Genomic DNA, 24940 nt, shown 5'->3' on the forward strand with positions numbered 1-24940 from the left:
AAGGCGTGAACGGGTGGGCCTAGCGCAGCTCGTCAAGCACGTCGCCGATGCTGGTCGAGAACTGGAACGACAGGAATGACAGCTCTCCGCGGACCGGTGCGGCGAGCAGGTAGAGGCCGAGCGGGACGCCGTTCGGAAGCTCGTAGAGGACCAGTTCCTGCACCATCCCACCGGTCTCGACCCGTTGCAGCACGGTCGTGCAGCCGGAGAATCCGTCCGGCGCGCCGAGGATCAAGGGGTTGAAAAGCTTCTCATAATCCGTGCCGGAGATGAGAGTGGCGATGTGGGCGTGAAAGGACTTGTAGTCGCCTTTCAGGAAATCCAGCTTGGCCGTTTCGAACAGGGCAAAGGTCTGGCCACCTTCGGCGGGGCAAGGCGTCTGGGCGCTGGCGGACCCTGCCGCCAGCATCGTGACAAGAGCAAGAGTGCGGATCATTGCGCCATCAAAACGCAGTCGCGGCGGTCTGGCAAGGCTGCCCGCTCGCGATCAGAGCGGCATCAGCGCCCAGTAGTCGAGATCCAGCAAAACGTCCGGTTTGTACTTGCTTTCATCGGTCCGGAGTCCGAATTGTACATCGCCCTTGGTGGCCACCAGACGCAAACGGACAGCGCCGACGCCGGGTGCCGACGTCTCGGCCTTGTCCAGAACTTCGGTCCAGGCCTTGACCGTGTCACCGGCAAAGCAGGGATTGGCATGGGCGCCGCCATTCAGACCCACGATCATCTGGGCGTTGGCCAGCCCGTTGAAGCTGAGCGCGCGGGCCATCGAGATCACGTGGCCGCCATAGATCAGCCGTCCGTCGGGGCGGAAGGTCAGGTCGAAATGCACCTTGGCGGTGTTCTGCCAGAGGCGGGTGGCGATCATGTGCTCGGCCTCTTCGATGGTCACGCCATCGACATGGTCGATCTTTTCGCCGATCTCGTAATCGCCCCAGCGATGCGGCTCGCCCGCCAGAGCAAAGTCGTAGTTCGAGAAATCCAGCCCCTCGGGGATCACCAGTTGGTCGGCGGGAACCACCTTGGCCAGATCGGGCACCACGGTTTCGGGCGCAGGCGCGTCGAGGTTGGCTTTGCGCACCATCACCCAGCGGACGTACTCCATCACCGTCTCGCCGCGCTGGTTCAGGCCGCGAGTGCGGACCCAGACCACGCCGGTCTTGCCGTTGGAATTCTGCTTGAGCCCGATCACCTCGGATTCCGAGCGCAGCGTGTCGCCGGGATAGACCGGTTTCAGCCAGCGGCCCTCGGCATAGCCCAGATTGGCCACTGCGTTCAGTGAGATATCCGGGACGGTCTTGCCGAAGACCACGTGGAAAGCGGCCAGATCGTCGATCGGGCTTTGCGGCAGCCCGCAGGACTGCGCGAAGGCATCAGAGGAATAGAGCGCGTGCCGGGCCGGGTAGAGCGCGTGGTAGAGCGCGCGTTCGCCGCCCGAGACGGTTCGCGGCACCGCATGCGTCAGGATCTGGCCGACCGTGTAGTCTTCGAAAAAGCGGCCCGGATTGGTTTTTGCCATTATTGCTGTCCCAGCTTCATGTCGGGGGAATAGTCGGCCTGAACCTCTTTGGTCACGGCCTGCGCGCAGCGCATGACGGCACCGTTTGCGTCATAGGCGTAGGACGGCGAGCCATAAAGCTCCCACCCCTTGGCCAGCGCATCCGAGACCTTGTGGCAGAAGGCCGACGTGTCCTCTTCGGTCAGAAGACGGTAGAGTTTCGCCATGAAATCAGGTCCTTATCAGGGGAACGGAGAGGGGCCGACCAGCCCGTGGATGAAACCGATCACCACCAGCAGCACGATGGAGGCGGCAAAGAACATCGCGTCCTTGCCCATCGTGCCGGGTTCGCCCGGGGTCCAGTCGGGTTCCGCGCGGTTGATCACGATGACTTCGGTAACGGCCCAGGCCAGCAGCCCGCCAAAGAGGACAATCGAGGACAGATCCCCGTTGACCAGCAGGTGTGCAAAGGCCCAGAGCTTGAACCCGGCCAGCATCGGATGGCGCATCTTGTTCAAAAGCAGGCCCTTCTGGCCTGCGGGGCTCATCATCCAGATGGCGATCAGCACCAGCGTGTTGTTGATGTGGACGACGAAGGCCGGCAACGCCCAGACATGGATGTAATCGGTCATGCGGTAGCCGATCAACATCAGGAAAATCGCGCCGACCAGCGTCAGCGCCACAACGCCCCGGCCCGCGTTGCCCATGGCCGCGCGCCGCTCGGGCATCACGCGTTTGAACAGGTGGGCGGCCCACCAGAGGCCGAGGCCCAGTATCATAAGAACAAAGCCCATCGCTGGCTTACCCCGCTTGCAAAGCTGTTATCGCCTCTGCTTTTGCCAGAATTTCGCGGGCGGAGGCAACGTGGAGGTTTTCGACGATTTTGCCGTCGACCACGGCGACCCCCTGCCCCTGTGCCTCGATCTCTTCGAAGGCGGCGATCTGACGGCGGGCCAGATCGACCTCATCCTCGGAGGGTGCGTAGGCGGCATTGGTGATCTCGACCTGCGCCGGGTGGATCAGGGTCTTGCCGTCGAAGCCCATGTCGCGGCCCTGGGTGCATTCGGCGGCCAGCCCCTCATCATCCTTGAAGGCGTTGTAGACGCCGTCGATGGCGATCAGCCCCTCGGCCTTGGCGGCCAGCAGGCACAAGCCCAGCGACGTGATCAGCGGCAGGCGGTCGGGGCGGAACCGGGTCTGCAATTCCTTGGCCAGATCGTTGGTGCCCATGACGAACCCGGCCATCAGCGGGTGCGCGGCGATCTGGGCCGCGTTGAGCATTCCACGCGGGGTTTCCATCATCGCCCAGATCGGTAGGTCACCGGTGATCGCGGCCAGCGCATCCACATCCGCCGCCGCGTTGACCTTGGGCAGCAGGACCGCATCGGCATTCATGTCGCGCACGGCTTTGGCGTCGGCCTGCCCCCATGACGTGTCCAGGCCGTTGATCCGCACGATCTTGACCCGTTCGCCATAGCCGCCCTGCGCCAGTGCGTCCTTTAGCGTTTCGCGTGCATTGTCCTTTTCATCCGCCGCCACCGCATCCTCGAGGTCGAAGATAATGGCGTCCACGGGCAGAGCTCTGGCCTTTTCAAGGGCCCGCGGCCGGGAGCCGGGGATATAGAGAACCGAGCGATAGGGGCGCAGGCGCTGATCCATGAATCTCTCCCAAGGGAAATAAAGTTGCGCAGAAGGGGGCATTTTTGGCCGGAAAGTTCAAGCGCAAAATCGCCGCAACGCAGCATTTCCGTTGCGTTGCGGGGTGGCGGGCGGCGGATTAACCGGGCGTCAGCATCTTTTTGGCAGGCTTTTTGCATCGGATCAGAGCGGGTGCGGCCCCGGAAAAGCGGGACGGGGCGGCACGCTTGGAACACATCGCGGGGTGCGCGGCGCGGCCCTGGCGGGAAAGGGTGAAACCCATGACGAAGACCATGTTCAAGATGACGATGGGGCTGGGGCTGATGGTGCTGGCGGCGCAGCAGGTGCAGGCGCAGGGGCGGAACTGCGCCCCGCGCGAGGCGGTGCTGAAGCGGTTGGCCGAGACCTATAGCGAGACCCGCCGGGGGATCGGGCTGGTGCAGCAGGGCTCGGTGATGGAGGTGTTTGCCTCGGACGAGACCGGGACCTGGACGATTACCGTGACGATGCCCAATGGCGTGACCTGTCTGGTCGCGTCGGGTCAGTCTTATGAGACGCTGGCCGAGGCTTTGCCAGCGCAAGGCAACGACGCCTGAGCGTCGTTCCCGGCGCGCGTCTCATGCGCGGCCCTGTCCCTCGGTGGCCGTGTTCGGGCAGATATGCGGCGCGCGCCGGAACTTTGGCCCGGTCAGGTCAGGGCGTCCCAGATCAGCTTGGTTCCGGTCAGCGTCAGCAGGATGTAGGCGATGCGGAAGAACAGGCGTTCGGACAGCATCCAGTGCGCGCGCACGCCCAGCCAGGCGCCGAGGAGCGCAAAGGGGGCCAGCAGCAGGTTGGCCCATGCGGTTTGCAGGGTGAACATGCCCAGCCAGGCATAGGGGATGAACTTGGCGATGTTGAGGACCCAGAAGGTGAGGACGGTGGTGGCCTGAAACTCGGTTTTCGTGAGTTTCTGCGACAGGAGGTAGACGGCGGCGGGTGGTCCGCCCGCATGGCTGACGAAGCTGGTGAAGCCGGCGACGGCCCCGGCGGTCAGACCGGCCCAGGCGGGCAGGCGCGTTGCGAAGCTGCGGATCCAGCCGCTGCTCTGGGCCGTGTGCCAGAGGACGAAGCCCAGCGAGATGGCTCCGATCAGCAGGCGTAGCAGGTCGGCGTCGGTCGCGGTGTAGAGCCAGGCCCCGGCCACCACGCCGGGCAGGCCGCCGAGGATCAGAAGGCGGGCGTCGGGCCGGCTCCAGCGGTTCCAGAACGGGCGCAGCGTGGCGAGGTCGATGATCATCAGAAGCGGCAGCATCAGCGCAAGCGCCTGTCCCGGCTCTAAAATCAGCGCCAGAATCGAGGCCGAGGCAAAGGCCACGCCCGAGCCGAACCCGCCCTTGGAGATGCCCGCAAAGATCACCGCAGGGATCGCCAAGGCGAAAAACATGAAGTTGAGCTCGACCATGGGACCGGCCCCGTAACCCCCTATTTCACAAGCCATTTAGCGCAATCAGACGGGGTACGGCAAACGGTATGCGGTCGCATGCCGCGCCGCAGAACACTTGCGCGATGCCGCATTAGCGACTAGCAAACCGGCGATTTCCATTCGGACCGGAGTATTTCCAATGGCCAGACCCAAGATTGCGCTGATCGGCGCGGGGAACATCGGCGGCACGCTCGCTCATCTTGCAGCCATCAAAGAACTGGGTGACGTTGTTCTGTTCGACATCGCCGACGGCCTGCCGCAGGGCAAGGCGCTGGATATCGCGGAATCGGGCCCGGCCGAAGGGTTCGACGCTGCCATGTCGGGCACCAGCGACTATTCCGATATCGCAGGCGCCGACGTCTGCATCGTGACCGCCGGTGTCGCCCGCAAGCCGGGCATGAGCCGCGACGACCTGCTGGGCATCAACCTGAAGGTGATGAAATCGGTCGGTGAAGGCATCGCCGCCAACGCGCCCGACGCCTTCGTCATCTGCATCACCAACCCGCTCGACGCGATGGTCTGGGCCCTGCGCGAGTTCTCGGGCCTGCCGCATCACAAGGTCTGCGGCATGGCGGGCGTTCTGGATTCGGCCCGCTTCCGCCACTTCCTGGCCGAAGAGTTCAACGTGTCCATGCGCGACGTGACCGCATTCGTACTGGGCGGCCATGGCGACACCATGGTGCCGTCGGTACGCTATTCGACCGTGGCTGGTATCCCCCTGCCCGATCTTGTCGAGATGGGCTGGACCACGCAGGAGAAACTGGACGCCATCGTGCAGCGCACCCGCGACGGCGGTGCCGAGATCGTCGGCCTTCTGAAAACCGGTTCGGCCTACTACGCGCCTGCCACCTCGGCCATCGAAATGGCCGAAGCCTATCTGAAAGACCAGAAGCGCGTCCTGCCTTGTGCGGCCTATTGCGATGGCGAGTTGGGCGTGAGCGGGCTCTATGTGGGGGTTCCGACCGTCATCGGCGCCGGCGGCGTCGAGAAGATCGTCGACATCAAGCTGAACGACCAGGAGCAGGAAGGCTTTGACAACTCGGTCAACGCCGTGAAGGGCCTGATCGAGGCCTGCAAGGGTATCGACAGCTCGCTGGCCTGAGCCGCGATCAGTATCGAATTTGGGCCGGCTCCTTCGGGGGCCGGCTTTTTTGTACGAGACATGGCGTGGGGTTGGGATGGCACAGCGGCGTGACCATCTTCGCGACCCCGGCGATTTCACTCAGGCGTAAGTAGCCCGCTCACCCGACCCAGAATTTCCGTTTGCGCTAAAGCCGCAAATAGTATGCATAGCGCCGTTTTTTCCTACGCCGCACGGATATCGAATCATATTCGGCGCCGCCTCTGATTTATGTGATCACACCCCAAAACCCCGTGATCACAAATGATGAAAATCTTCGTGAAAATCCCGCTCAACGTCAAAAAAGCCTTTAACCATTGGGCCTAGACACGCCTATATCGGTTCAATCGCAGTCAGACGGGACAGTTTCGATGAACATTCACGAATATCAGGCCAAAGCTCTTTTGCGCAGTTATGGCGCACCGGTATCTGATGGCCGCGCCGTGTTGCGCGCCGAAGAGGCCAAAACCGCAGCCGGAGAGCTGGACGGGCCGCTTTGGGTCGTCAAGGCCCAGATCCACGCAGGCGGTCGCGGCAAGGGGTCGTTCAAGGAAGCCGATGCGGGTGAAAAGGGCGGTGTGCGTCTGACCAAATCGGTCGAGGAAGCCGCCGAGGAAGCCAAGAAAATGTTGGGCCGCACCCTTGTGACCCATCAGACCGGCCCGGCGGGCAAACAGGTGAACCGCATCTATATCGAAGCCGGGTCCGGCATCGAGCGCGAGCTGTATCTGGCGCTGCTGGTGGACCGCCAGACCAGCCGCATCTCGTTTGTCTGCTCGACCGAGGGCGGCATGGACATCGAAGAGGTGGCCGCCGCGACGCCCGAGAAGATCCTGTCCTTCTCGGTCGATCCGGCCACCGGATATCAGGCCTATCATGGCCGCCGCATCGCCTTTTCGCTGGGCCTGCAGGGCGCGCAGGTCAAGCAGTGCGTCAAGCTGATGAGCCAGCTGTACCAAGCCTTCGTCGAGAAGGACATGGAGATGCTGGAGATCAACCCGCTGATCATCTCGGACAAAGGCGACCTGAAAGTGCTGGACGCCAAGGTCGGCTTTGACGGCAACGCGGTCTACCGCCACCCGGATATTGCCGAGCTGCGCGACACCACCGAGGAAGACCCGAAAGAGCTGGAAGCCAGCAAGTATGACCTCAACTACATCGCGCTGGATGGCGAGATCGGCTGCATGGTCAACGGCGCCGGTCTGGCGATGGCGACGATGGACATCATCAAGCTGTATGGCGCCGAGCCTGCCAACTTCCTCGACGTGGGCGGCGGTGCGACCAAGGAGAAGGTGACCGAGGCGTTCAAGATCATCACCAGCGATCCGCAGGTGAAGGGCATTCTGGTCAACATCTTCGGCGGCATCATGCGCTGTGACGTTATCGCTGAGGGCGTTGTGGCCGCGGTGAAGGAGGTCGGCCTGCAAGTACCGTTGGTCGTGCGTCTGGAAGGCACCAATGTCGAGAAGGGCAAGGAGATAATCAATACCTCGGGCCTGGACGTGATCGCGGCGGATAACCTGAAAGACGGTGCCGAGAAGATCGTGAAGGCGGTTAAAGGCTAAAATGATGGTTTGGGGTACGTGGCTTACGATTACTTTGCCGATAACCGGCATGGCGATTGCAGCTGCGATCCTTCTGCAACGGGCTGGGAAAAGGTTTTACGGATTGGGTACTTGCGCCGCTTCCACGGCAGGTTTCGTGTTCTGGGCTTGGAGCCTGTACACACCCTGCGCAACGGGCGGTGTGCAATATGATCATGGCCGCGGAACATTCGTAGGCTGCGAGAGCTGGCAAATGGCGATCGTAGCGGACGCTTGGATCGCCAGTGCCATCTCAATTCTACTCCTTCTCCTGGCAGGAACTTGGATTTTGCGGTCCAACCGAATTAGGAAACTGGAGGCTTAAATGGCCGTTCTTATCGACGAAAACACCAAAGTCATCTGTCAGGGCCTGACCGGCTCGCAGGGGACGTTTCATACCGAACAGGCCATCGCTTATGGCACCAAGATGGTTGGCGGCGTGACCCCGGGCAAGGGCGGCATGACCCATCTCGACCTGCCGGTCTTCAACTCGGTGCACGAGGCCAAGCATGTGACCGAGGCCAATGCGAGCGTGATCTACGTGCCGCCGCCCTTTGCCGCCGACTCGATCCTCGAGGCGATCGATGCCGAGATGGAGGTGATCGTCTGCATCACCGAGGGTATTCCGGTGCTGGACATGATGAAGGTGAAGCGGGCGCTGGAAGGCTCGAACTCGCGTCTGGTCGGGCCGAACTGCCCCGGGGTGATCACGCCCGATGCCTGCAAGATCGGCATCATGCCGGGCCATATTCACAAACGCGGGAGCGTGGGTGTCGTTTCGCGCTCGGGTACGCTTACCTACGAAGCTGTGAAACAGACGACCGACGTAGGACTTGGCCAGTCGAGCTGTATCGGCATCGGCGGCGACCCGATCAAGGGGACCGAGCATATCGACGTGCTGGAGTGGTTCCTGGCCGATGACGAGACGGAGTCGATCATCATGATCGGTGAGATCGGCGGTTCGGCCGAGGAAGAGGCCGCGCAGTTCCTGGCGGACGAGGCCAAGAAGGGCCGGTCCAAGCCGACCGCCGGGTTCATCGCTGGCCGCACGGCCCCTCCGGGCCGCCGCATGGGTCATGCCGGTGCCATCGTCGCCGGTGGCAAGGGCGGTGCCGAGGACAAGATCGAAGCCATGCGCTCGGCCGGTATCGTGGTCGCCGAAAGCCCCGCCCAGCTGGGTGAGGCGGTGCTGGAAGCGATTGGGAAGTGAGATGAGGCCTGCAAGAGCTAAGGAAACTGCTTTTAGCAGGCCTCATACGATCCCGGAGCGGTCAATCCGTTCCGGGTTGATGTCATTAGCGTTTGGTTTGTTGGCAGCGGGGTCTGCTGTTTCCGCAAAGCCTCAAAAAGAGATCGAGGAAGCCCTGGTGACCGCGCTGGACCTGTGCTCTGGTGGCATGGAAAGCCTACAAACCGCACGCGCAACGCTGGAGAGTGTGGGCTGGGCGCCTTGGGAAGAGGGGCCAGCTTCGATACTGGCATCAAATGCAATCGCATTTTCAGTTGATGCGACAAACCCGGCGCATACCGTCGACAACGCTCTCTTCATGGCGGTTTCGATTCTGGGCAACTCTGAGTTGGGGGCCAATCAGCCGGCCTTTGTTCTTTCGGACATTCGCCTCGCGTTGGTAGGTGTTGAGGAGGGCAAACCCTATTGCGCTTTTGCAGGGCCCGATTGGTTGGTGCATTCAGCCTTGCGCAATGGTGCAAACGACGGGCTCCAGGCTAAAACCGAACTTGTTACCCTCATGCTTGGCGAGCATGGCAACGCCATGTTCGCTATGTCGCTTGTCGATGTTGATGCTTTTGTTGAGGTCCTGTCCAAAGCGGAAGCGGAAGACACCGACCGGAAAGACATGGGCCCTCATTTGAGAGAGCTTCTGGCTCCGGCGAATATCCAAGTCGTTCCCAAATCCCTGAACGCCGCTGAGGAGGTGCAGCAATGACCTTCTTTGGCGCCATCAACATGTGCTTTGAAAAACGCATGCTCTTATCGCGCCGCGCATCTGGTGCGGAACGCTGGTGTTTCGGGCTCTGCGCCAAATCCCAGCCCGGCCCCAATCAATACGGTCCCAACCCATATGAGGTAGCCCAATGACCGAACATACGCCCAACGACGTGTTCCACGCCTCCAGCTTCATGCAGGGGCATAATGCCGAGTATCTGGAGCAGCTTTACGCTCAGTATGCCAACGACCCCGGCGCGGTGGATGCCGCTTGGGGTGAGTTCTTCCGGCAGATGGGCGATGCTGAGCTGGATGTAAAGAAAGAGGCCGAGGGGCCCTCATGGGCGCGGGCCGATTGGCCGCCGATGCCCGCCGACGAAGTGACGGGGGCTCTGACCGGGGAATGGCCTGCCGTCGATGCCAAGGCCGCCGGCAAGAAGATAAAGGCCAAGGCGGATGCCGCCGGTGTCGCGGTCAGCGAGGATCAGATCAAGCGGGCGGTGCTGGATTCGATCCGGGCGCTGATGCTGATCCGGGCCTATCGTATCCGGGGCCATCTGGTCGCCGATCTGGACCCGCTGGGCATGCGCGCGGGCACGCCGCATCCCGAACTGGATCCCCGGACCTATGGCTTTACCGATGCCGACATGGACCGGCCGATTTTCATCGACAACGTGCTGGGCCTGCAGATGGCCAGCATGCGCCAGATCGTCGAGCTGGTGAAACGCACCTATTGCGGCACCTTCGCGCTGCAATACATGCATATCTCGAACCCCGAGGAATCGGCCTGGCTGAAGGAGCGGATCGAGGGGTTCGGCAAGGAGGTCCGGTTCACCCGCGAGGGCCGCAAGGCGATCCTGAACAAGATGGTCGAGGCCGAAGGGTTCGAGAAGTTCCTGCATGTCAAATACATGGGCACCAAGCGGTTCGGTCTGGATGGCGGCGAAAGCCTGATCCCGGCGATGGAGCAGATCATCAAGCGCGGCGGCGCGCTGGGGCTGCAGGACATCGTGATCGGCATGCCGCACCGGGGCCGTCTGAACATTCTGGCCAACGTGATGGGCAAGCCCTATCGCGCCATCTTCAACGAGTTCCAGGGTGGCAGCTTCAAGCCCGAGGACGTGGATGGCTCGGGCGATGTGAAATATCACCTGGGCGCGTCGAGCGACCGGGAGTTCGACGGCAATACCGTGCACCTGTCGCTGACCGCCAACCCCTCGCACCTTGAGGCGGTGAATCCGGTGGTGCTGGGCAAGGTCCGCGCCAAGCAGGACCAGTTGAACGATGCCGACCGCACCAGGGTGATGGGCATCCTGCTGCATGGCGATGCGGCCTTTGCCGGTCAGGGTGTGGTGGCCGAAGGGTTCGGCCTGTCCGGCCTGCGCGGGCACAAGACCGGCGGCACCATGCATATCGTGGTCAACAACCAGATCGGCTTTACCACCGCGCCGCACTTCTCGCGCTCCAGCCCGTATCCCACGGATATCGCGCTGATGGTCGAGGCACCGATCTTCCACGTGAACGGCGACGACCCCGAGGCCGTGGTGCACGCCGCCAAGGTGGCGACCGAGTTCCGCCAGAAGTTCCACAAGGACGTGGTCATCGACATCTTCTGCTATCGCCGGTTTGGTCACAACGAGGGCGATGAGCCCATGTTCACCAACCCGATCATGTACAAGAAGATCAAGACCCATAAGACCACGCTGTCGCTGTACACCGAACGTCTGGTCAAAGACGGCCTGATCCCCGAGGGCGAGATCGAGGACATGAAGGCCGCCTTTCAGGCGCATCTGAACGATGAGTTCGAGGCCGGGAGGGATTACAAGCCCAACAAGGCCGACTGGCTGGACGGGCGCTGGTCGCATATGGACAAGAGCAAGGACGAATATATGCGCGGCGAGACCGCGATCTCGCCCGAGACCCTGGCCGAGATTGGTGTGGCGCTGACCCGCGCACCCGAAGGCTTTGCCATGCACAAGACCGTGGGGCGTCTGCTGGACGCCAAGAAGCAGATGTTCGACGCCGGCAAGGGGTTCGACTGGGCCACCGGTGAGGCGCTGGCCTTTGGCTCGCTTCTGACCGAGGGTTATCCGGTGCGGCTGGCCGGGCAGGACGCCACGCGCGGCACCTTCAGCCAGCGGCATTCGGGCTTTGTGCATCAGGAAACCGAGGAACGGTATTACCCGCTCAACAACATCCGTGCCGGGCAGTCGCAGTACGAGGTGATCGACTCGATGCTGTCGGAATATGCGGTGCTGGGTTTCGAATACGGTTATTCGCTGGCCGAACCCAATGCGCTGGTGTTGTGGGAGGCGCAGTTCGGCGATTTCGCCAACGGCGCGCAGATCATGTTCGATCAGTTCATCAGCTCGGGTGAATCGAAGTGGTTGCGGATGTCGGGTCTGGTGACCCTGCTGCCGCACGGGTTCGAGGGCCAGGGCCCCGAGCACTCGTCCGCGCGGCTTGAGCGCTATCTGCAGATGTGCGGTCAGGACAACTGGATCGTGGCCAACTGTACGACGCCCGCGAACTATTTCCACATCCTGCGCCGCCAGTTGCACCGCACCTTCCGCAAGCCGCTGATCCTGGTGACGCCGAAATCGCTACTGCGCCACAAGCTAGCGATCAGCACGGCCGAGGATTTCACCACCGGGTCGAGCTTTCACCGGGTGCTGTGGGATGACGCGCAGAAGGGCAATTCGGACACCAAGCTGGTGGCGGATGACAAGATCAAGCGCGTGGTGATGTGTTCGGGCAAGGTCTATTTCGATCTGCTGGAGGAACGCGACGCGCGCGGCATCGACGACATCTACCTGATGCGGATCGAGCAGTATTACCCGTTCCCGGCGCATTCGCTGATCAACGAGCTGGAGCGGTTCAAGCAGGCCGAGATGGTCTGGTGCCAGGAAGAGCCCAAGAACCAGGGCGCCTGGTCCTTTATCGAGCCCAATATCGAATGGGTGCTGACCCGGATCGGCGCCGAACACAAGCGGCCGCGCTATGCGGGCCGTGCAACCTCTGCCTCGCCCGCGACGGGTCTGGCCAGCCAACACAAAGCCCAACAGGAAGCGCTCGTGAACGAAGCGCTGAGCATCGAAGGAAAGTAAGCGATGACGATCGAAGTTCGAGTACCTACGCTTGGCGAATCCGTGACCGAAGCAACGGTGGCCACCTGGTTCAAGAAGCCCGGCGATGCCGTGGCCGTGGATGAGATGCTGTGCGAGCTGGAAACCGACAAGGTGACGGTGGAAGTGCCCTCGCCCGCCGCCGGTGTGATGGGCGAGATCGTCGCTGCCGAAGGCGAGACGGTGGGCGTGGATGCGTTGCTGGCCACCATCACCGCCGGCGAAGGCGCGGCCCCTGCCCCGGCTGCCGCGGCGGCGGCCCCGGCTGCGGCGCCTGCCGCGGCGGGCGGCAGTATCGACGTGATGGTGCCCACGCTGGGCGAGTCGGTGACCGAGGCCACCGTGTCGACCTGGTTCAAGCAGGTGGGCGACAGCGTGGCGCAGGACGAGATGCTGTGTGAGTTGGAGACCGACAAGGTCTCGGTCGAGGTTCCGGCCCCCGCCTCGGGCGTGCTGGCAGAGATCGTGGCGCCCGAAGGCACCACGGTGGACGCCACGGCCAAGCTGGCGGTGATCTCGGGTGCGGCGGCAGGTGCCGGGCGGGCTCCGGCGGCGCCTGCGGCGGCGGTCACCCCGGCGGTTGCCACCGGTGGCGCCAGGGATGTGGCCAACGCGCCGTCGGCGGAGAAAGCGATGGCCGAGGCCGGTCTGAGCGCCGATCAGGTGGCAGGGACTGGCCGCGATGGGCGTGTGATGAAAGAGGATGTGGCCCGCGCGGTTGCAGCGGCAGCCACGGCCGCACCTGTTTCCTCTGGGCCTGCGGCGGCTGCGCCCGCCCCGGCTGCCCAGGCGCCGCGCGCGCCGGTGGCTGCCGAGGACGCGGTGCGCGAGGAGCGGGTGCGCATGACGCGTTTGCGCCAGACCATCGCCAAGCGTCTGAAGGATGCCCAGAACACCGCCGCGATCCTGACCACCTATAACGAGGTGGACATGACCGAGGTGATGGCCCTGCGCAACCAGTACAAGGAGCAGTTCGAGAAGAAGCACGGGGTGCGGCTGGGCTTTATGTCTTTCTTCACCAAGGCCAGCTGTCATGCGCTGAAGGAGGTGCCGGAGGTCAATGCCGAGATTGATGGCAATGACATCGTCTACAAGAACTACGTCCATATGGGTGTGGCGGCAGGCACGCCGCAGGGCCTGGTGGTGCCGGTGATCCGGGACGCGGATTCGATGTCGTTCGCGGCGATCGAAAAGGCCATCGGGGAAAAGGGCAAGCGCGCCCGCGAGGGCAAGCTGAGCATGGCCGAGATGCAGGGCGGGACCTTCACCATCTCGAACGGTGGCGTTTACGGCTCGCTGATGTCCTCGCCGATTCTGAACCCGCCGCAGTCGGGTATTCTGGGGATGCACAAGATCCAGGACCGCCCGATGGTGGTGAATGGGGAGATCAAGATCCGCCCGATGATGTATCTGGCGCTGTCCTATGACCACCGGATCGTGGACGGCAAGGGGGCGGTGACCTTCCTTGTGCGTGTGAAAGAGGCGCTGGAAGATCCGCGCCGCCTGCTGATGGATCTGTAAGATGGCAACACATGTTCTCTGGCAAGCAGATGTCGCGGATTTCGACGCCTGGCTGAAGGTGTTCCGCGAGGACAAGCCGATGCGCAAGGCGGCGGGTATCCGCGACCTGCATGTCTGGCGCGACCCCGACCAGCGCGATCATGCGGTCGCGCTGTTCGAGGTGGTCGATCTGGACAAGGCCAAGGCGTTCTTCGGCTCGGAAGAACTGGCCATGCATCATGAGCGGGGCGGTATTGCGCATATCACGGTCAAGCTTTTGACGCCGGTGTGAGTGGGTACATTGGGCTCACCCCACGCTCGACTCACAAATTCATGGAAAGACAAATTTTTATGGATATCAAAGAGTTCATAAAAGAAACCATAGCTGGAATCGTCGATGCGACGGTAGAACTGCAAGAAGAGTATCAAGATGCGGATGTAATCATTAATCCGCCTGTTTCCGTAAAGGAGCGCGATCTTTTTAAAGAAGGCGGAACTTCCCACACGTACCGACGTGTAGAGACGATAGAATTTGATGTTGCTGTAACAGCTAGTTCAGAGACTGGCGGAGGAGGTAAAGCTGGTTTGCGGATTTTGTCGGTTGAGGCGGGAATCGACGGAAAACACGTGAGCTCAGCGCAGGAGGCCAGCCGAGTTAGGTTTTCTATTCCAATAACGCTTAGACCAAGTGGTGCAGAAGCAATAAACAAAGCAGCCTCTGAAAAACAAAATCAAGCTATCAAAGAAAAAAGAAAACAGATGAACGCAAGACGATCACGTGGTGGCAACTGGTCATTGTAAGGAGCGAAAGATGAAACTTCGAACCAGCGAGAGCCAGATTCTGAGTTTACCGGCCCTCCCCCCTACGCGTAATCGCTCAGAGACAGTCCCAATCCTCAAGGAGAGCCTTCATGGCAAACTATGACGTCATCGTAATCGGCGCCGGACCCGGCGGCTATGTCTGCGCCATCCGCTGCGCTCAGCTGGGGCTGAAGACCGCTGTGGTCGAAGGGCGCGAGACGCTGGGCGGCACCTGTCTGAACGTGGGCTGCATTCCATCCAAGGCGCTCTTGCATGCCAGCCACAGCCTGCATGAGGCGCAGCATAATTTCGCCAAGATGGGCCTGAAGGGCAAATCGCCCAGCGTCGATTGGAAACAGATGCTGGCCTACAAGGATGACGTCATCGACGGCAACACCAAGGGTATCGAGTTCCTGTTCAAGAAGAACAAGATCGACTGGCTCAAGGGTTGGGGCAGCATTCCCGAGGCCGGCAAGGTCAAGGTGGGCGACGAGGTGCATGAGGCCAAGAACATCATCATCGCCAGCGGCTCGGAGCCATCCTCGCTGCCGGGGGTCGAGGTGGACGAGAAGGTTGTGGTGACATCGACCGGCGCGCTGGAACTGGGCAAGATCCCCAAGAAGATGGTGGTCATCGGGGCCGGAGTGATCGGGCTGGAACTGGGCTCGGTCTATCAGCGTCTGGGCACCGAGGTGACGGTGATCGAATTCCTCAACGTGGTGACGCCGGGCATGGATGGCGAGGTGCAGAAGACGTTCCAGCGCATCCTCAAGAAGCAGGGGCTGAAATTCATCATGGGTGCGGCGGTGCAGAAGACCGAGGCGACCAAGACCAAGGCCAAGGTCACCTATAAGCTGCGCAAGGATGACAGCGAGCATGTGCTGGATGCCGACGTGGTGCTGGTCGCCACGGGCCGCCGCCCCTACACCGAGGGGCTGGGGCTGGACGCGCTGGGGATCGAGACCACCAAGGGCGGTCAGATCAAGGTCGGCAAGGATTGGCAGACCAATGTGCCGGGCATCTATGCCATCGGCGATGCCATCGAGGGGCCGATGCTGGCGCACAAGGCCGAGGATGAGGGCATGGCCGCCGCCGAGCAGGTTGCGGGCAAGCATGGCCATGTGAATTACGGCGTCATTCCGGGGGTGATCTATACCGCGCCGGAAGTGGCCAATGTGGGCGAGACTGAGGAGACGCTCAAGGAACAGGGCCGCGCCTATAAGGTGGGCAAGTTCATGTTCATGGGCAATGGTCGGGCCAAGGCCAACTTTGCCTCGGACGGATTCGTCAAGATTCTGGCCGACAAGGAGACCGACCGCATTCTGGGCGCGCATATCATCGGCCCGGCGGCGGGCGAGTTGATCCACGAGGTCTGCGTGGCGATGGAGTTCGGTGCGGCGGCCGAGGATCTGGCCCTGACCTGCCACGCGCATCCGACCTATTCCGAGGCGGTCCGCGAGGCGGCGCTGGCCTGCGGTGACGGTCCGATCCATTCGTGAGATCGACGGTATACGAGAGAAGACCCGCCCCCGGGCCGGTCTTTTCCTTTCGGGGCCAAGCCGCTTGGAAGCGGCTTACATGCGGTTTTCAACCGCATGAAGGCGTTTGCAAACGCCTTCCACCCGACCAGAGCTCACCACATGGTCCTGGCGGCGCGTGCGCCCCATTCGGAATCGTAACGCGCGCCGCCCTCTTCCCCGTTTGTGACCTCGGCGAGGATCTGGCCGATGGTGGGCAGGTTGCCGCTTTCATCCCCGCTGGTCCAGGTTCGTGCGCGCATCAGGGCGCGGGCGCATTGGGTGTAGATCTCGCCGATTTCGATCACGATGACGGTTGCGGGGCGTTTGCCGTGTTTCTCGAACCGCGCCCGCAGTGCGTCGTCTGCGGTCAAGCGGGCGGTGCCGTTGATACGGACCACGTTGTTCGATCCGGGCACCAGGAACATCAGCGACACGCGCGGATCGCGGACGATATTGCGCAGGCTGTCTAGCCGGTTGTTGCCGCGCCAGTCCGGCATGACCAGCGTGCCGGGATCAAGCTCGAGCACCGCCGGGCCGTCATCCCCGCGCGGGCTGCCGTCGGTGCCTTCGGGCCCGACCGTGCTGAGCACGCAGAGGCGCGAGGCCATGATCCATCTGCGGTAGAGCGGCGCCATGCGCCGCGCCACCTTTCTCAGCGCCGGGGCGCCGGGTGTGCCGTAGAGCGCCTCGAGCGCCGCGATGTCTTCAATGAACTGCATCCGGATCAAACCCCACTTCCCGCATCAAGGCGTTGGACCGCGTCTCGACCATATCCTCGAGCCGCGTCATGAAGGTGTTGCGCTCGACCCCCGGTTCGATCGGGTCGAGGAATTCGACGATCGCGTGGCCGGGTTTGCGCAGGATACCGGTGCGGGGCCAGAACACGCCCGCATTGGTGGCAACGGGCACGCAAGGATTCTGCAACCCCTCGTAGAGCACGGCGGTGCCCACCTTGTAGGGTTTCGCCGCACCGGGCGCCACGCGGGTGCCTTGCGGATAGATCACCAGCTGCCCGGGCTCGCTGAATTCCTTGGCCACATCCTTGACCATCTTGGCAATCGCCGCGCCCTTCTTGCCGCGATTGACCGGGATGCAGCCCAGACGCTTGGCGTAGATGCCGATGATCGGGGTCCAGAGCAGTTCGCGCTTCATGATGAACTTGCCGTGCGGGACGGCGTCGAAGATCAGCATGATGTCGAAGAACGACTGATGCTTGGCGGCCACCATGACCTCGCCCGTCGGCACGGTGCCGCGGACCTCGCCGCGGATGCCGACCATCCAGCGGGCCATCCAGATGGTAGTGCGGGCGTAGAGTTTGCAGGCCTGCAGTGCGCCGCGTTTGGAAAACAGCGCGTAGGGTGCAAACAGCAGGCCCAGCACCGCCATCCAGAGGTAGATCACTATCATGAAGATCAGGGAACGCAGCCATTGGAAGGCGTGGGACATCAGGCAAGCTCCTTCAACGTGCGGCGGGCGGCGGACCAGGTGGCGGCAAAGGCGACCGCGGCGCCCAGCGGCGGGATCAGCAGGGGCAGCACCCAGCCGATGCCCTGAAAGCCGAGGCCGGTCAGGAACCCGCCCGCCTCGGACGCATCGGGCAACAACAGTACGCCCGCCATGCCGAGCATAACGCCGATGGCCGCCCCGATCAGGGCGCGGAAGGTGAAGCGGCGGACAAAGGCCCCGGCGATGAACTGATCGCGGGCGCCGATCAGGCGCAGCACCTCGATCACCTGCGCATTGGCCGACAGCGCCGCGTTGGCGGCAAGCGTGATCATCGCCGCCGTGGCGCCGCCGATCAGCAGGATCGAGATCAGCGCCAGCCGCCGCAGCGAGCTGGCCGCATCGACCAGCGGCTCGCGCCAGCGGGTGTGGTCATCGAGCACCGCGCCCGGCGCCTCGGCGCTGAGCCGCAGGCGCAGACCGGCGGCGTCATAGCCGGGCTCACCCTCGATGATTTCGATCAGCTGCGGCACCGGCAGCGCGTCGATGGGCAGATCGGGGCCGAACCAGGGTGTAAGCAGGGCCATCTGTTCCTCGGAGGTGAGCGCCCGGGCGGAGGCCACGCCGGGCGTCTGGCGCAGAACCGTCAGTGCGGCTTCAGTCTGGCCCGCAAGCTGCTCGGCGGGCGCGTTGATCCGCAGCGTCGCGGCGCGCGCCAGTTCCGAGGCCCAGCGATCCGCCAGCCGGCCCGAGGCCAGCGACAGGGCCAGCGCAAACACCGCCAGAAACGCCATCGCACCCGAGACGAACAGGGTCAGCTGGGCGGTAAAACCCGAGGGCGGCACCACGCGGTCGGCGCGTTTGTCGCCGCGCAGCAGGTTTCTGATGGTTCCCGTGCTCACAGATCCGCCCCCGCAAGTTGCAGCCGCCGCTTCGAGATCCGCAGCACGCGCGCCTGTACCTGGCTTTTGGCGGCGCGGATCAGGCTGAGGTCATGGGTGGCGATCAGGACGGTCTTGCCCATCCGGTTCAGCTCGATCAGCAGGCGCAGCAGGCGCTGCGACATGTCCCAGTCGACATTACCGGTGGGCTCGTCGGCGATGACCACATCGGGCGACATGATCACGGCGCGGGCCAGTGCCGCGCGCTGACGTTCGCCGCCCGAGAGTTCGGGCGGGCGGGCATCGGCCCGTTTGGACAGCCCGACCCATTGCAGCAGTTCGCCCAGATTGGCCTCTTCCGCCTTCATGCTGCGGCCCGAGACCAGCAGCGGCAGCGCCACGTTGTCGGCCAGCTGCATGTGGTCGAGAAATCGGCAATCCTGATGCACCACACCGATCCGCCGGCGCATCAGCGCCATCTGGTCGCGGTCCAGCCGGCGCATATCCTCGCCGAACACGCTGAGCTGCCCGGCGGTGGGCAGCAGCGCGCCGTAGCAGAGTTTCAGCAACGTGGTCTTGCCCGAGCCCGACGGCCCGGTCAGAAAGTGGAACGAGCCCGGCGCCAGTTGCACCGAAACATCGCTCAGCAGCTCTCCGCCGCCATAGCTGTAGCCCACATTTTCAAGCTCGATCAAAACCTGTCCCCTGTTGCTTTGCGGTCTTCTTGCCCCAGCGTGGTGCGGGTTTCAATGCCTGCACCGGGTCCGATGGGCGACACTTGCCCGCCGGAGGTGAAAACTCTCTTTGCCTGCGTGTGTTAACCGAATATCATTGCGGGAAAAATCAAAATCAGGTCTGATCCGAGGCCAGGAGGCAGTATGCGTCTGACATGTCCGAAATGCAGAGCCCAGTACGAGGTACCGGAAGAGGTCATTCCGCCGGGTGGGCGGGATGTGCAATGTTCGAATTGCGACAGCACGTGGTTCCAGGAACATCCGAGCAAACCGGCGGCGGAGCCGGTGGCAGAGACGCAACCGGAGGCCGCGGAGCCTCAGGTCGAAGCGCCTGCGGTTGAAGAGGAAGCGCCTGCCGAAGCCGCGCCATCCGTGGCGGACCCCGTGGACGAGGTGCATCCGGAACCGGAGGCGGAACCGGTTGAGGTGGCCGAAGAGGACGCGCCTGCGGAAGCCGTGGCGGAAGAGCAGCCCCCGTTGGCCGAGCCGGTAGGCGAGGGGCACCCAGAACCGGAGGCCGAACCGGTCGAGGCAGCCGAACAGGATGCGCCTGCGGAAGCCGTGGCGGAAGAGCAGCCCCCGGTGGTCGAGCCGCTGGACGAGGTGCAGCCGGAGCCGCAGGCCGAACCGGTAGACGAGGTGCAGCCGGAGCCTCAGGCGGAACCAGTTGAGGTGGCCGAACAAGACGCGCCGGTCGAGGACGCCGTCGAAGAACAGGCCGAACCGGTCGAAGCGGAGCCTGTGGAAGACGCGCAGCCGGAGCCTCAGGCTGAGGAGGTAGAGGCGGAGCAAGACGCTCCGGTCGAGGAGGCCGCTGAGGAGCCGGTCGAGGCCGTCGAGGAGGCGCAGCCGGAACCCCAGACCGAACCCGCCGAAACTGAGGAAGCCGAGCAGGCCGTTGAAGCGGCTGAGGACATGCACATCCCGTTCGTCGAGGCGGAGGACGCGGGCGACGAACCGGAGGCTGGGGAAGAGGTCGAGGACGAGCCTCTGGCCGCTTCTGCCGGGCGCGAACGCGCGCTCGATCCGGCGGTTGCCGCCATTCTGCAGCAGGAAGCGGCCCATGAGGCCGAGTTGCGGGCGCGCGAGGCGGAAACCCTGGAAAGCCAGCCCGATCTGGGGCTGGAGACACATGGCAGTGCCGATGGTGGACCGGCCGCTGCGCCGGGTCAGGTCGATGAGCCCGCCGCTGCGGATTCCCGCAAGGACGTGTTGCCGGATATCGACGAGATCAATTCGACCCTGCGCGGCAATGTCGAGGCCGCCGCGGCGGAGCAGGACATGGCCGCTGTCGCGCCGCGCAAATCGGCGTCGTTCCTGCGAGGTTTTGCGCTGATGGTGCTGATCGGGCTCGCGCTGTTCATGCTCTATGCCAACGCGCCCCAGATCACGCAGGCGGTGCCGCAGGCCGATCCGATGATCAACGCTTATGTGGCGCTGGTCGATCAGGCGCGGGTGTGGCTGGACGCAAAGGCGGCGGCAATCCTGCCGCCCCGCTGATCGCATCTACCGGGCGGAGGGTCGCGCTCAGAAGCGTTCCAACAGACGTTTGAGGTAATCCAGCTCGATCTTGGGCCGGTCGGTTTCGCCGGTGCGGCGGCGGATTTCGTCCAGCAACTCGCGCGCGCGGCGATAGACATCCTCACCCTGCAGCAGGTTCTCGTCGGTCGAGATCGAGCCGACCGCCCCCTGATTGCGCCCGAGCGGATCGAGGTTACGGGCCTGCATGTCGCCCTCTTGCGCGCCCTGACCGGGCTGTTGCTGCTGGTCCTGCGCCAGCGCCTCGCCCAGCGCGCGCATGCCCTCGCGCAGCGCCTCCATTGCTTCGGATTGGCGGTCGATGGCGCCAGCCAGATCGTCTTGGCGCAGCGCGTCCTCGGCCCCTTCCATGGCCCGGCCCGCGCGGTCCAGCGCCTCGCGCGCGGCTTCGCCTTCGGCGGTTCCGGCCCCGGGCAGGCCCTGTTCCTGACGCCGCAACTCATTGCGCAGCGCCTGCTGCCGGTCGGCAAGTGAGCCGCTCTGGCCCTCCTGTCCGTTATCGGCCTGATCCGAGCCCTGTCCACGGCCGCCCTGACCCTCGTGGCTCTGCCCGCGTCCCTGACCGCCGCTGCGGCCTTCGTTCTGCTGGCTCTCGCCGGACTGGGCGCCGGGGTTGAACTGTTCCTGCAGGTCGCGGAAGGCCTGATCGCTGAGCCCCTGCTGGTTGCGCAGGGTTTCGGCGAGGTCTTCCATCGCGCGGCGGCCTTCGGACTGCTGACCCTGGCCCTGCCCTTCGGTGACGCGCATGTTCTCCATCATCTGCTGGAACTCTTCCAGCGCCTGCTGCGCCTCCGCCATGCGGCCCTGTTCCATCAGTTCCTGAATGCGGTCCATCATCCGTTGCAGGTCGTCCTGCGTCATCTGCATGGTTTCGCCGCTCTGGCCGGGCTGGCCCGGATCGCTTTCCTGCCCGTCCTGCTGGGCCTGCCGCTGGAGCTGGCGCAGGTAGTTGTCGGTGGCCTCGCGCAGTTCCTGCATCAGCTCGGCGATCTCCTGATCCGAGGCGCCGTTCTTCATCGCCTCGGTCAGCCGTTCCTGCGCCTGACGCAGGCGTTCCAGCGCGTCGCTCAGCGTGCCTTCCTCAAGCAGGATGGCGAGATCCCAGAGCGACTGGGCGATCTCGGCCTGCTGGTCGGGTTTCAGGCCGAACTCGGTAAAGGTTTCCAGACGGCGCAGGGTTACGCGCAGGCGCAGATAGGCGGTTTGCGAGCGGAACACATCCTCGGGCCGGTGCGAGATGGCGCGCAAGAGCAGCGCCACGCGCGCGGCGTTGTCCCGAGCCCAGAGCAGGTCGCGGCGCTGTTCGATCACCGCCGCCGCGAGCGGGTCGAAGAATCGGCGCGCGGGCAGTTTGGTGGCGTAGGGCTGCGCCGTGGTCACCTGATCGGGCATGTCGCGGGCGGACAGGGTGATCTTGACCGGCAGATGTGCCCATGGGTGCTGCGAAAAGTCCTCGATGAAGGTTTCGGTGAAGTCGCGCCGGTCACCGGTGAGCGGCATGGGCAGTTCGACGCTGATCGCCTCGCGCGGGTCGGGGTCGGCAATCAGGCCATGGCGGCGGCTCACCGCTGCGAGGTCCAGTTCGATCAGCGCGGTGCCGGATGCGATGCCGTAGTCGTCGCTGGCGGTGAACGGCAGGGTCATCTGCCCGCCCGCCTCGGCCTCGGCAACCCCGGTCACGGCGATCTGCGGCGGGGCGTCCTGTAGGATGCCCACCGCCCATTCCCGTCCGCCCGGGCCGTCGATCCGCAGGGTGCCGGACTGCGTCGCGATGAATTCCTGCTCGGGTGCGGTGACGTTTTCCGTGGCGGCACCCGAAAGGGTTTCGGTCAGCGAGAGCGCCCCGACCTCACCATAGAAACGCAGGGTGATGCGGCTGCCTTCGGGCACGTCGATCGCGTCGCCGGACTGATCCGCCAGATAGAGCGTCGGGCGGCCGGTATAGCGCGGGGGCTCGATCCAGCCTTCCCATGTCGGGCCCTGGCCCGCGATGGCGCTGCCGGGTGCCATTTCGGTCACCGAGCCGACCCGCCAGACCGAGCCGAAGAGCAGCGCGACGGTCAGGGCCAGCAGGGCCACGTATCTGAGCGCAAAGGGATCGCGGGCGGACAGGCGCAGGTCGGGCCTGACCGCTGCGGCGCCCGCGGCGCGGTCGGCCATACGGGCCTGATGCGCCCGCCACAGCATCACCGAGTCGCCATCCAGCGCCCCGATCGCCTGATCGTCGAGCAGGGCCTGAATGGGCCGTCCGGGCAGGGATTCGTCGAGCCGGGCCAGCGCCTCGGCCCGGGTTGGCCAGTGGAAACGGCGCACGCCCCAGATTAGCGCCACCAGCGCGCCCAGACCGGCCACGGCGGCGGTGGTCCAGACGACCTCGACCACGACCGTGTCCTGCAGGCCCAGCATCAGGGCCGCCATCACCGCCATCAGAATCGAGAAGAGCGGCCAGAACGCCCGCAACACCCGCTCGGCCAGCATTCCGGCACGGGTCAGCCATAGCGGCAGGCGCGGTATGGGCAAGGATGTGTTGGCGGTCAACGCGGGCCTCCTGTCGGGCCCGCGCGGTGATCGCGTCAAAGCCACTCGGGTATGGTATCGCGGTTTATCATTTCGTCAAAGGTCGGGCGTGGGCGAATAACCGCGAATTGATCCCCATTGACGAGAACTTCGGGGATCAGGGGGCGGGTGTTGTATTCGCTGGCCATGACCGCGCCATAGGCACCGGCGCTGCGAAAGGCGATCAGGTCACCGGCGGAGAGGGGCGGCATGTTGCGCTGCTTAGCGAAAGTGTCGCCGGTTTCGCAGACGGGGCCCACGATGTCGTAGGGTTGCGGCTCGGTGCCCGGGGCGGGTTCCGCGACCGGGACGATATCGTGATGCGCCTCGTACATGGCAGGGCGGATCAGGTCGTTCATGGCGCCGTCGAGGATCAGGAAATCGCGATCCTCGCCCGATTTCACATAGATCACCTTGCTAATCATCAACCCGGCATTGCCCGCGATCAGGCGGCCCGGTTCGATCTCGATCTCGCAGCCCAGATGGCCCAGCGTCTTTTTGATGAGCTGGCAATATTCCACCGGCAGGGGCGGCGCGTCGTTCGAGCGGGTGTAGGGGATGCCGAGGCCCCCGCCCAGATCGAGGCGGCGGATATCGTGCCCCTCGGCGCGGAGCTGTTCGGTCAGTTCGGCGACTTTCTGATAGGCGAGCGCAAAGGGCTCCAGCTCGGTCAGTTGCGAGCCGATATGGACGTCGATGCCGATCACTTCCAACCCCGGCAGGCTGGCGGCATGGGCATAGACCTGCGAGGCGCGGGCGATGGGGATGCCGAACTTGTTCTCGGACTTACCGGTGGCGATCTTGGCGTGGGTCTTGGCGTCCACATCCGGGTTCACGCGCACGGTTATGGGGGCGACGGTGCCGAGTTCCTGTGCGACCGCGTTGATCACCTCCATCTCGGGCTCGGATTCCACGTTGAATTGGCGGATACCGCCGCTGAGCGCGGTGCGAATCTCGTCCGCAGTCTTGCCGACGCCGGAGAACACGATCTTGTCGCCCGGCACGCCTGCCGCCTTTGCGCGCAGGTATTCCCCGACCGAAACCACGTCCATCCCTGCGCCCGCTTGTGCCAGCGTCTTCAGGATCGCCTGATTGCTGGCCGCCTTCATCGCGTAGCAGACCAGGTGATCGGTGCCCTCGAGCGCTTCGTCGAACAGGCGGAAATGCCGCTGCAGCGTGGCCGTCGAATAGACATAGAACGGAGTGCCCACCGAGGCGGCGATCTCGGTTATCGGAACATCCTCGGCGTAGAGCGCGCCGTCGCGGTAGATGAAGTGGTCCATGCGCCCGCGCTTAGACCAAAAGAGGCATACGGATCAAATGATTCCGCGCCACCCTCGGGGTCTTGCCCGCTCAGAAGGTGCGGGAAACGCCGACCGAGGCCGAACCCGATATCCGGATCACCGAGTTTGACGGTTGCGGCTGGGGCTGCGTCTGCGGCTCGGGCGGCGGTGCCGAGGCGGTGCTTGGGTCACAGGCGGCCAGAACGACAAATGACAGGATCAGAGCGGCAATTTTCATTCCGGAGCCTTTATCAACTGAAACACCGCAGCAAAAAACGCTGCGGTTCCAAACTGGTGTTTTGTGGGCGTTGG

Annotated in this window: 25 protein-coding genes; 12 read left to right on the forward strand and 13 right to left on the reverse strand. The window is 63.9% G+C overall.

Translation table 11 applies throughout. The features are described 5' to 3' along the window. Nucleotides 1-19: 19 nt before the first annotated feature. The 5 genes from AB3N21_RS12935 to AB3N21_RS12955 are packed head-to-tail and all read right to left on the reverse strand — an operon-like array spanning nt 20 to nt 3154. Nucleotides 20-436, reverse strand: a complete 417-nt coding sequence (locus AB3N21_RS12935) for a hypothetical protein (RefSeq protein ID WP_367935608.1) — start codon at nt 434-436, stop codon at nt 20-22. A gap of 51 nt (nt 437-487) precedes the next feature. After that, on the reverse strand, nt 488-1516 hold the full coding sequence (locus AB3N21_RS12940) for a MaoC family dehydratase (RefSeq protein WP_367935609.1): 1029 nt from the start codon (nt 1514-1516) through the stop codon (nt 488-490). Continuing rightward, nucleotides 1516-1722, reverse strand: a complete 207-nt coding sequence (locus AB3N21_RS12945) for a DUF1737 domain-containing protein (RefSeq protein WP_171175821.1) — start codon at nt 1720-1722, stop codon at nt 1516-1518. The genes AB3N21_RS12940 and AB3N21_RS12945 overlap by 1 nt, the downstream gene beginning before the upstream one ends. Nucleotides 1723-1737: 15 nt before the next feature. Further along, nucleotides 1738-2289, reverse strand: a complete 552-nt coding sequence (locus AB3N21_RS12950; RefSeq protein ID WP_367935610.1) for an NnrU family protein — start codon at nt 2287-2289, stop codon at nt 1738-1740. 7 nt (nt 2290-2296) lie between these two features. Next, a complete protein-coding gene (locus AB3N21_RS12955) occupies nt 2297-3154 on the reverse strand; it encodes a CoA ester lyase (protein ID WP_367935611.1) in 858 nt (285 codons plus the stop codon). 260 nt (nt 3155-3414) lie between these two features. Between AB3N21_RS12955 and AB3N21_RS12960 the strand changes: the two genes are divergently transcribed. After that, nucleotides 3415-3729, forward strand: a complete 315-nt coding sequence (locus AB3N21_RS12960) for a hypothetical protein (protein WP_367935612.1) — start codon at nt 3415-3417, stop codon at nt 3727-3729. A 92-nt stretch (nt 3730-3821) separates the two neighbouring features. Here the strand turns inward: AB3N21_RS12960 and AB3N21_RS12965 are convergent, their stop codons facing one another. Beyond that, nucleotides 3822-4577, reverse strand: a complete 756-nt coding sequence (locus AB3N21_RS12965; RefSeq protein WP_367935613.1) for a sulfite exporter TauE/SafE family protein — start codon at nt 4575-4577, stop codon at nt 3822-3824. A 160-nt stretch (nt 4578-4737) separates the two neighbouring features. On the opposite strand from AB3N21_RS12965, the gene mdh reads away from it, so the two are divergent. From mdh to lpdA, 10 genes are all read left to right on the forward strand, one after another. Then, on the forward strand, nt 4738-5700 hold the full coding sequence (gene mdh, locus AB3N21_RS12970) for a malate dehydrogenase (protein ID WP_367935614.1): 963 nt from the start codon (nt 4738-4740) through the stop codon (nt 5698-5700). Nucleotides 5701-6089: 389 nt separating this feature from the next. Further along, nucleotides 6090-7283 carry an ADP-forming succinate--CoA ligase subunit beta gene (sucC, locus tag AB3N21_RS12975; protein ID WP_171175808.1) on the forward strand — a complete coding sequence of 398 codons (1194 nt, stop codon included), beginning with the start codon at nt 6090-6092 and terminating at the stop codon, nt 7281-7283. A 343-nt stretch (nt 7284-7626) separates the two neighbouring features. After that, a complete protein-coding gene (gene sucD / locus AB3N21_RS12980; protein WP_367935615.1) occupies nt 7627-8511 on the forward strand; it encodes a succinate--CoA ligase subunit alpha in 885 nt (294 codons plus the stop codon). Between the two features lie 157 nt (nt 8512-8668). Next, nucleotides 8669-9247 carry a hypothetical protein gene (locus AB3N21_RS12985; RefSeq protein WP_367935616.1) on the forward strand — a complete coding sequence of 193 codons (579 nt, stop codon included), beginning with the start codon at nt 8669-8671 and terminating at the stop codon, nt 9245-9247. Further along, nucleotides 9244-9399 carry a hypothetical protein gene (locus AB3N21_RS12990; RefSeq protein WP_367935617.1) on the forward strand — a complete coding sequence of 52 codons (156 nt, stop codon included), beginning with the start codon at nt 9244-9246 and terminating at the stop codon, nt 9397-9399. Before AB3N21_RS12985 ends, AB3N21_RS12990 begins: the two co-directional genes overlap by 4 nt. Further along, nucleotides 9396-12353, forward strand: a complete 2958-nt coding sequence (locus AB3N21_RS12995) for a 2-oxoglutarate dehydrogenase E1 component (protein WP_171175799.1) — start codon at nt 9396-9398, stop codon at nt 12351-12353. Before AB3N21_RS12990 ends, AB3N21_RS12995 begins: the two co-directional genes overlap by 4 nt. Before the next feature lie 3 nt (nt 12354-12356). Continuing rightward, nucleotides 12357-13892, forward strand: coding sequence for a 2-oxoglutarate dehydrogenase complex dihydrolipoyllysine-residue succinyltransferase (gene odhB, locus AB3N21_RS13000; protein ID WP_367935618.1), 1536 nt, complete (start codon nt 12357-12359; stop codon nt 13890-13892). Between the two features lies 1 nt (nt 13893). Beyond that, nucleotides 13894-14163, forward strand: coding sequence for a hypothetical protein (locus AB3N21_RS13005; RefSeq protein ID WP_367935619.1), 270 nt, complete (start codon nt 13894-13896; stop codon nt 14161-14163). Between the two features lie 41 nt (nt 14164-14204). Next, nucleotides 14205-14672 (forward strand): hypothetical protein, encoded by a 468-nt coding sequence (locus tag AB3N21_RS13010; protein ID WP_367935620.1) that lies wholly within the window; start codon nt 14205-14207, stop codon nt 14670-14672. Between the two features lie 110 nt (nt 14673-14782). Continuing rightward, a complete protein-coding gene (lpdA, locus tag AB3N21_RS13015) occupies nt 14783-16171 on the forward strand; it encodes a dihydrolipoyl dehydrogenase (RefSeq protein ID WP_367935621.1) in 1389 nt (462 codons plus the stop codon). A 134-nt stretch (nt 16172-16305) separates the two neighbouring features. Here the strand turns inward: lpdA and AB3N21_RS13020 are convergent, their stop codons facing one another. From AB3N21_RS13020 to AB3N21_RS13035, 4 genes are read right to left on the reverse strand one after another with little or no spacing between them, the layout of a single operon-like run. Beyond that, complete coding sequence (locus tag AB3N21_RS13020; protein WP_367935622.1) at nt 16306-16911, reverse strand: pyridoxamine 5'-phosphate oxidase family protein; 606 nt, start codon at nt 16909-16911, stop codon at nt 16306-16308. After that, on the reverse strand, nt 16898-17638 hold the full coding sequence (locus tag AB3N21_RS13025; protein WP_367935623.1) for a lysophospholipid acyltransferase family protein: 741 nt from the start codon (nt 17636-17638) through the stop codon (nt 16898-16900). Before AB3N21_RS13025 ends, AB3N21_RS13020 begins: the two co-directional genes overlap by 14 nt. Next, entirely contained in the window at nt 17638-18537 is a 900-nt protein-coding gene (locus AB3N21_RS13030) for a cell division protein FtsX (protein WP_367935624.1), read from the reverse strand. The genes AB3N21_RS13025 and AB3N21_RS13030 overlap by 1 nt, the downstream gene beginning before the upstream one ends. Beyond that, the gene (locus AB3N21_RS13035) at nt 18534-19211 is read right to left on the reverse strand and encodes a cell division ATP-binding protein FtsE (RefSeq protein WP_367935625.1); all 678 of its coding nucleotides are present in this window, start codon (nt 19209-19211) and stop codon (nt 18534-18536) included. The genes AB3N21_RS13030 and AB3N21_RS13035 overlap by 4 nt, the downstream gene beginning before the upstream one ends. A gap of 183 nt (nt 19212-19394) precedes the next feature. On the opposite strand from AB3N21_RS13035, the gene AB3N21_RS13040 reads away from it, so the two are divergent. Beyond that, entirely contained in the window at nt 19395-20750 is a 1356-nt protein-coding gene (locus AB3N21_RS13040; RefSeq protein WP_367935626.1) for a zinc-ribbon domain-containing protein, read from the forward strand. 27 nt (nt 20751-20777) lie between these two features. On the opposite strand, the gene AB3N21_RS13045 is transcribed toward AB3N21_RS13040, so the two are convergent. From AB3N21_RS13045 to AB3N21_RS13055, 3 genes are all read right to left on the reverse strand, one after another. Continuing rightward, a complete protein-coding gene (locus tag AB3N21_RS13045) occupies nt 20778-23327 on the reverse strand; it encodes a TIGR02302 family protein (RefSeq protein WP_367935627.1) in 2550 nt (849 codons plus the stop codon). A gap of 35 nt (nt 23328-23362) precedes the next feature. Continuing rightward, the gene (lysA, locus tag AB3N21_RS13050; RefSeq protein ID WP_367935628.1) at nt 23363-24628 is read right to left on the reverse strand and encodes a diaminopimelate decarboxylase; all 1266 of its coding nucleotides are present in this window, start codon (nt 24626-24628) and stop codon (nt 23363-23365) included. Between the two features lie 70 nt (nt 24629-24698). After that, nucleotides 24699-24866, reverse strand: a complete 168-nt coding sequence (locus tag AB3N21_RS13055; RefSeq protein ID WP_171175777.1) for a hypothetical protein — start codon at nt 24864-24866, stop codon at nt 24699-24701. Between the last annotated feature and the right edge of the window lie 74 nt (nt 24867-24940).

It is taken from the genome of Ruegeria sp. (assembly GCF_040830605.1).
Taxonomy (GTDB): domain Bacteria; phylum Pseudomonadota; class Alphaproteobacteria; order Rhodobacterales; family Rhodobacteraceae; genus Ruegeria.

What these genes read in the sequence shown, in the direction of transcription:
- AB3N21_RS12990 (WP_367935617.1), top strand. Translation starts at nt 9,244, where the DNA reads ATGACCTTCTTTGGCGCCATCAACATGTGCTTTGAAAAACGCATGCTC.
- AB3N21_RS12995 (WP_171175799.1), top strand. Translation starts at nt 9,396, where the DNA reads ATGACCGAACATACGCCCAACGACGTGTTCCACGCCTCCAGCTTCATG.
- AB3N21_RS13055 (WP_171175777.1), bottom strand. Translation starts at nt 24,866, where the DNA reads ATGAAAATTGCCGCTCTGATCCTGTCATTTGTCGTTCTGGCCGCCTGT.
- AB3N21_RS12960 (WP_367935612.1), top strand. Translation starts at nt 3,415, where the DNA reads ATGACGAAGACCATGTTCAAGATGACGATGGGGCTGGGGCTGATGGTG.
- AB3N21_RS12950 (WP_367935610.1), bottom strand. Translation starts at nt 2,289, where the DNA reads ATGGGCTTTGTTCTTATGATACTGGGCCTCGGCCTCTGGTGGGCCGCC.
- mdh (WP_367935614.1), top strand. Translation starts at nt 4,738, where the DNA reads ATGGCCAGACCCAAGATTGCGCTGATCGGCGCGGGGAACATCGGCGGC.
- AB3N21_RS12965 (WP_367935613.1), bottom strand. Translation starts at nt 4,577, where the DNA reads ATGGTCGAGCTCAACTTCATGTTTTTCGCCTTGGCGATCCCTGCGGTG.
- AB3N21_RS12940 (WP_367935609.1), bottom strand. Translation starts at nt 1,516, where the DNA reads ATGGCAAAAACCAATCCGGGCCGCTTTTTCGAAGACTACACGGTCGGC.
- odhB (WP_367935618.1), top strand. Translation starts at nt 12,357, where the DNA reads ATGACGATCGAAGTTCGAGTACCTACGCTTGGCGAATCCGTGACCGAA.
- AB3N21_RS13005 (WP_367935619.1), top strand. Translation starts at nt 13,894, where the DNA reads ATGGCAACACATGTTCTCTGGCAAGCAGATGTCGCGGATTTCGACGCC.
- sucC (WP_171175808.1), top strand. Translation starts at nt 6,090, where the DNA reads ATGAACATTCACGAATATCAGGCCAAAGCTCTTTTGCGCAGTTATGGC.
- AB3N21_RS13010 (WP_367935620.1), top strand. Translation starts at nt 14,205, where the DNA reads ATGGAAAGACAAATTTTTATGGATATCAAAGAGTTCATAAAAGAAACC.
- AB3N21_RS12945 (WP_171175821.1), bottom strand. Translation starts at nt 1,722, where the DNA reads ATGGCGAAACTCTACCGTCTTCTGACCGAAGAGGACACGTCGGCCTTC.
- AB3N21_RS13040 (WP_367935626.1), top strand. Translation starts at nt 19,395, where the DNA reads ATGCGTCTGACATGTCCGAAATGCAGAGCCCAGTACGAGGTACCGGAA.
- AB3N21_RS13025 (WP_367935623.1), bottom strand. Translation starts at nt 17,638, where the DNA reads ATGTCCCACGCCTTCCAATGGCTGCGTTCCCTGATCTTCATGATAGTG.
- AB3N21_RS12955 (WP_367935611.1), bottom strand. Translation starts at nt 3,154, where the DNA reads ATGGATCAGCGCCTGCGCCCCTATCGCTCGGTTCTCTATATCCCCGGC.
- lysA (WP_367935628.1), bottom strand. Translation starts at nt 24,628, where the DNA reads ATGGACCACTTCATCTACCGCGACGGCGCGCTCTACGCCGAGGATGTT.
- lpdA (WP_367935621.1), top strand. Translation starts at nt 14,783, where the DNA reads ATGGCAAACTATGACGTCATCGTAATCGGCGCCGGACCCGGCGGCTAT.
- AB3N21_RS12935 (WP_367935608.1), bottom strand. Translation starts at nt 436, where the DNA reads ATGATCCGCACTCTTGCTCTTGTCACGATGCTGGCGGCAGGGTCCGCC.
- AB3N21_RS13020 (WP_367935622.1), bottom strand. Translation starts at nt 16,911, where the DNA reads ATGCAGTTCATTGAAGACATCGCGGCGCTCGAGGCGCTCTACGGCACA.
- sucD (WP_367935615.1), top strand. Translation starts at nt 7,627, where the DNA reads ATGGCCGTTCTTATCGACGAAAACACCAAAGTCATCTGTCAGGGCCTG.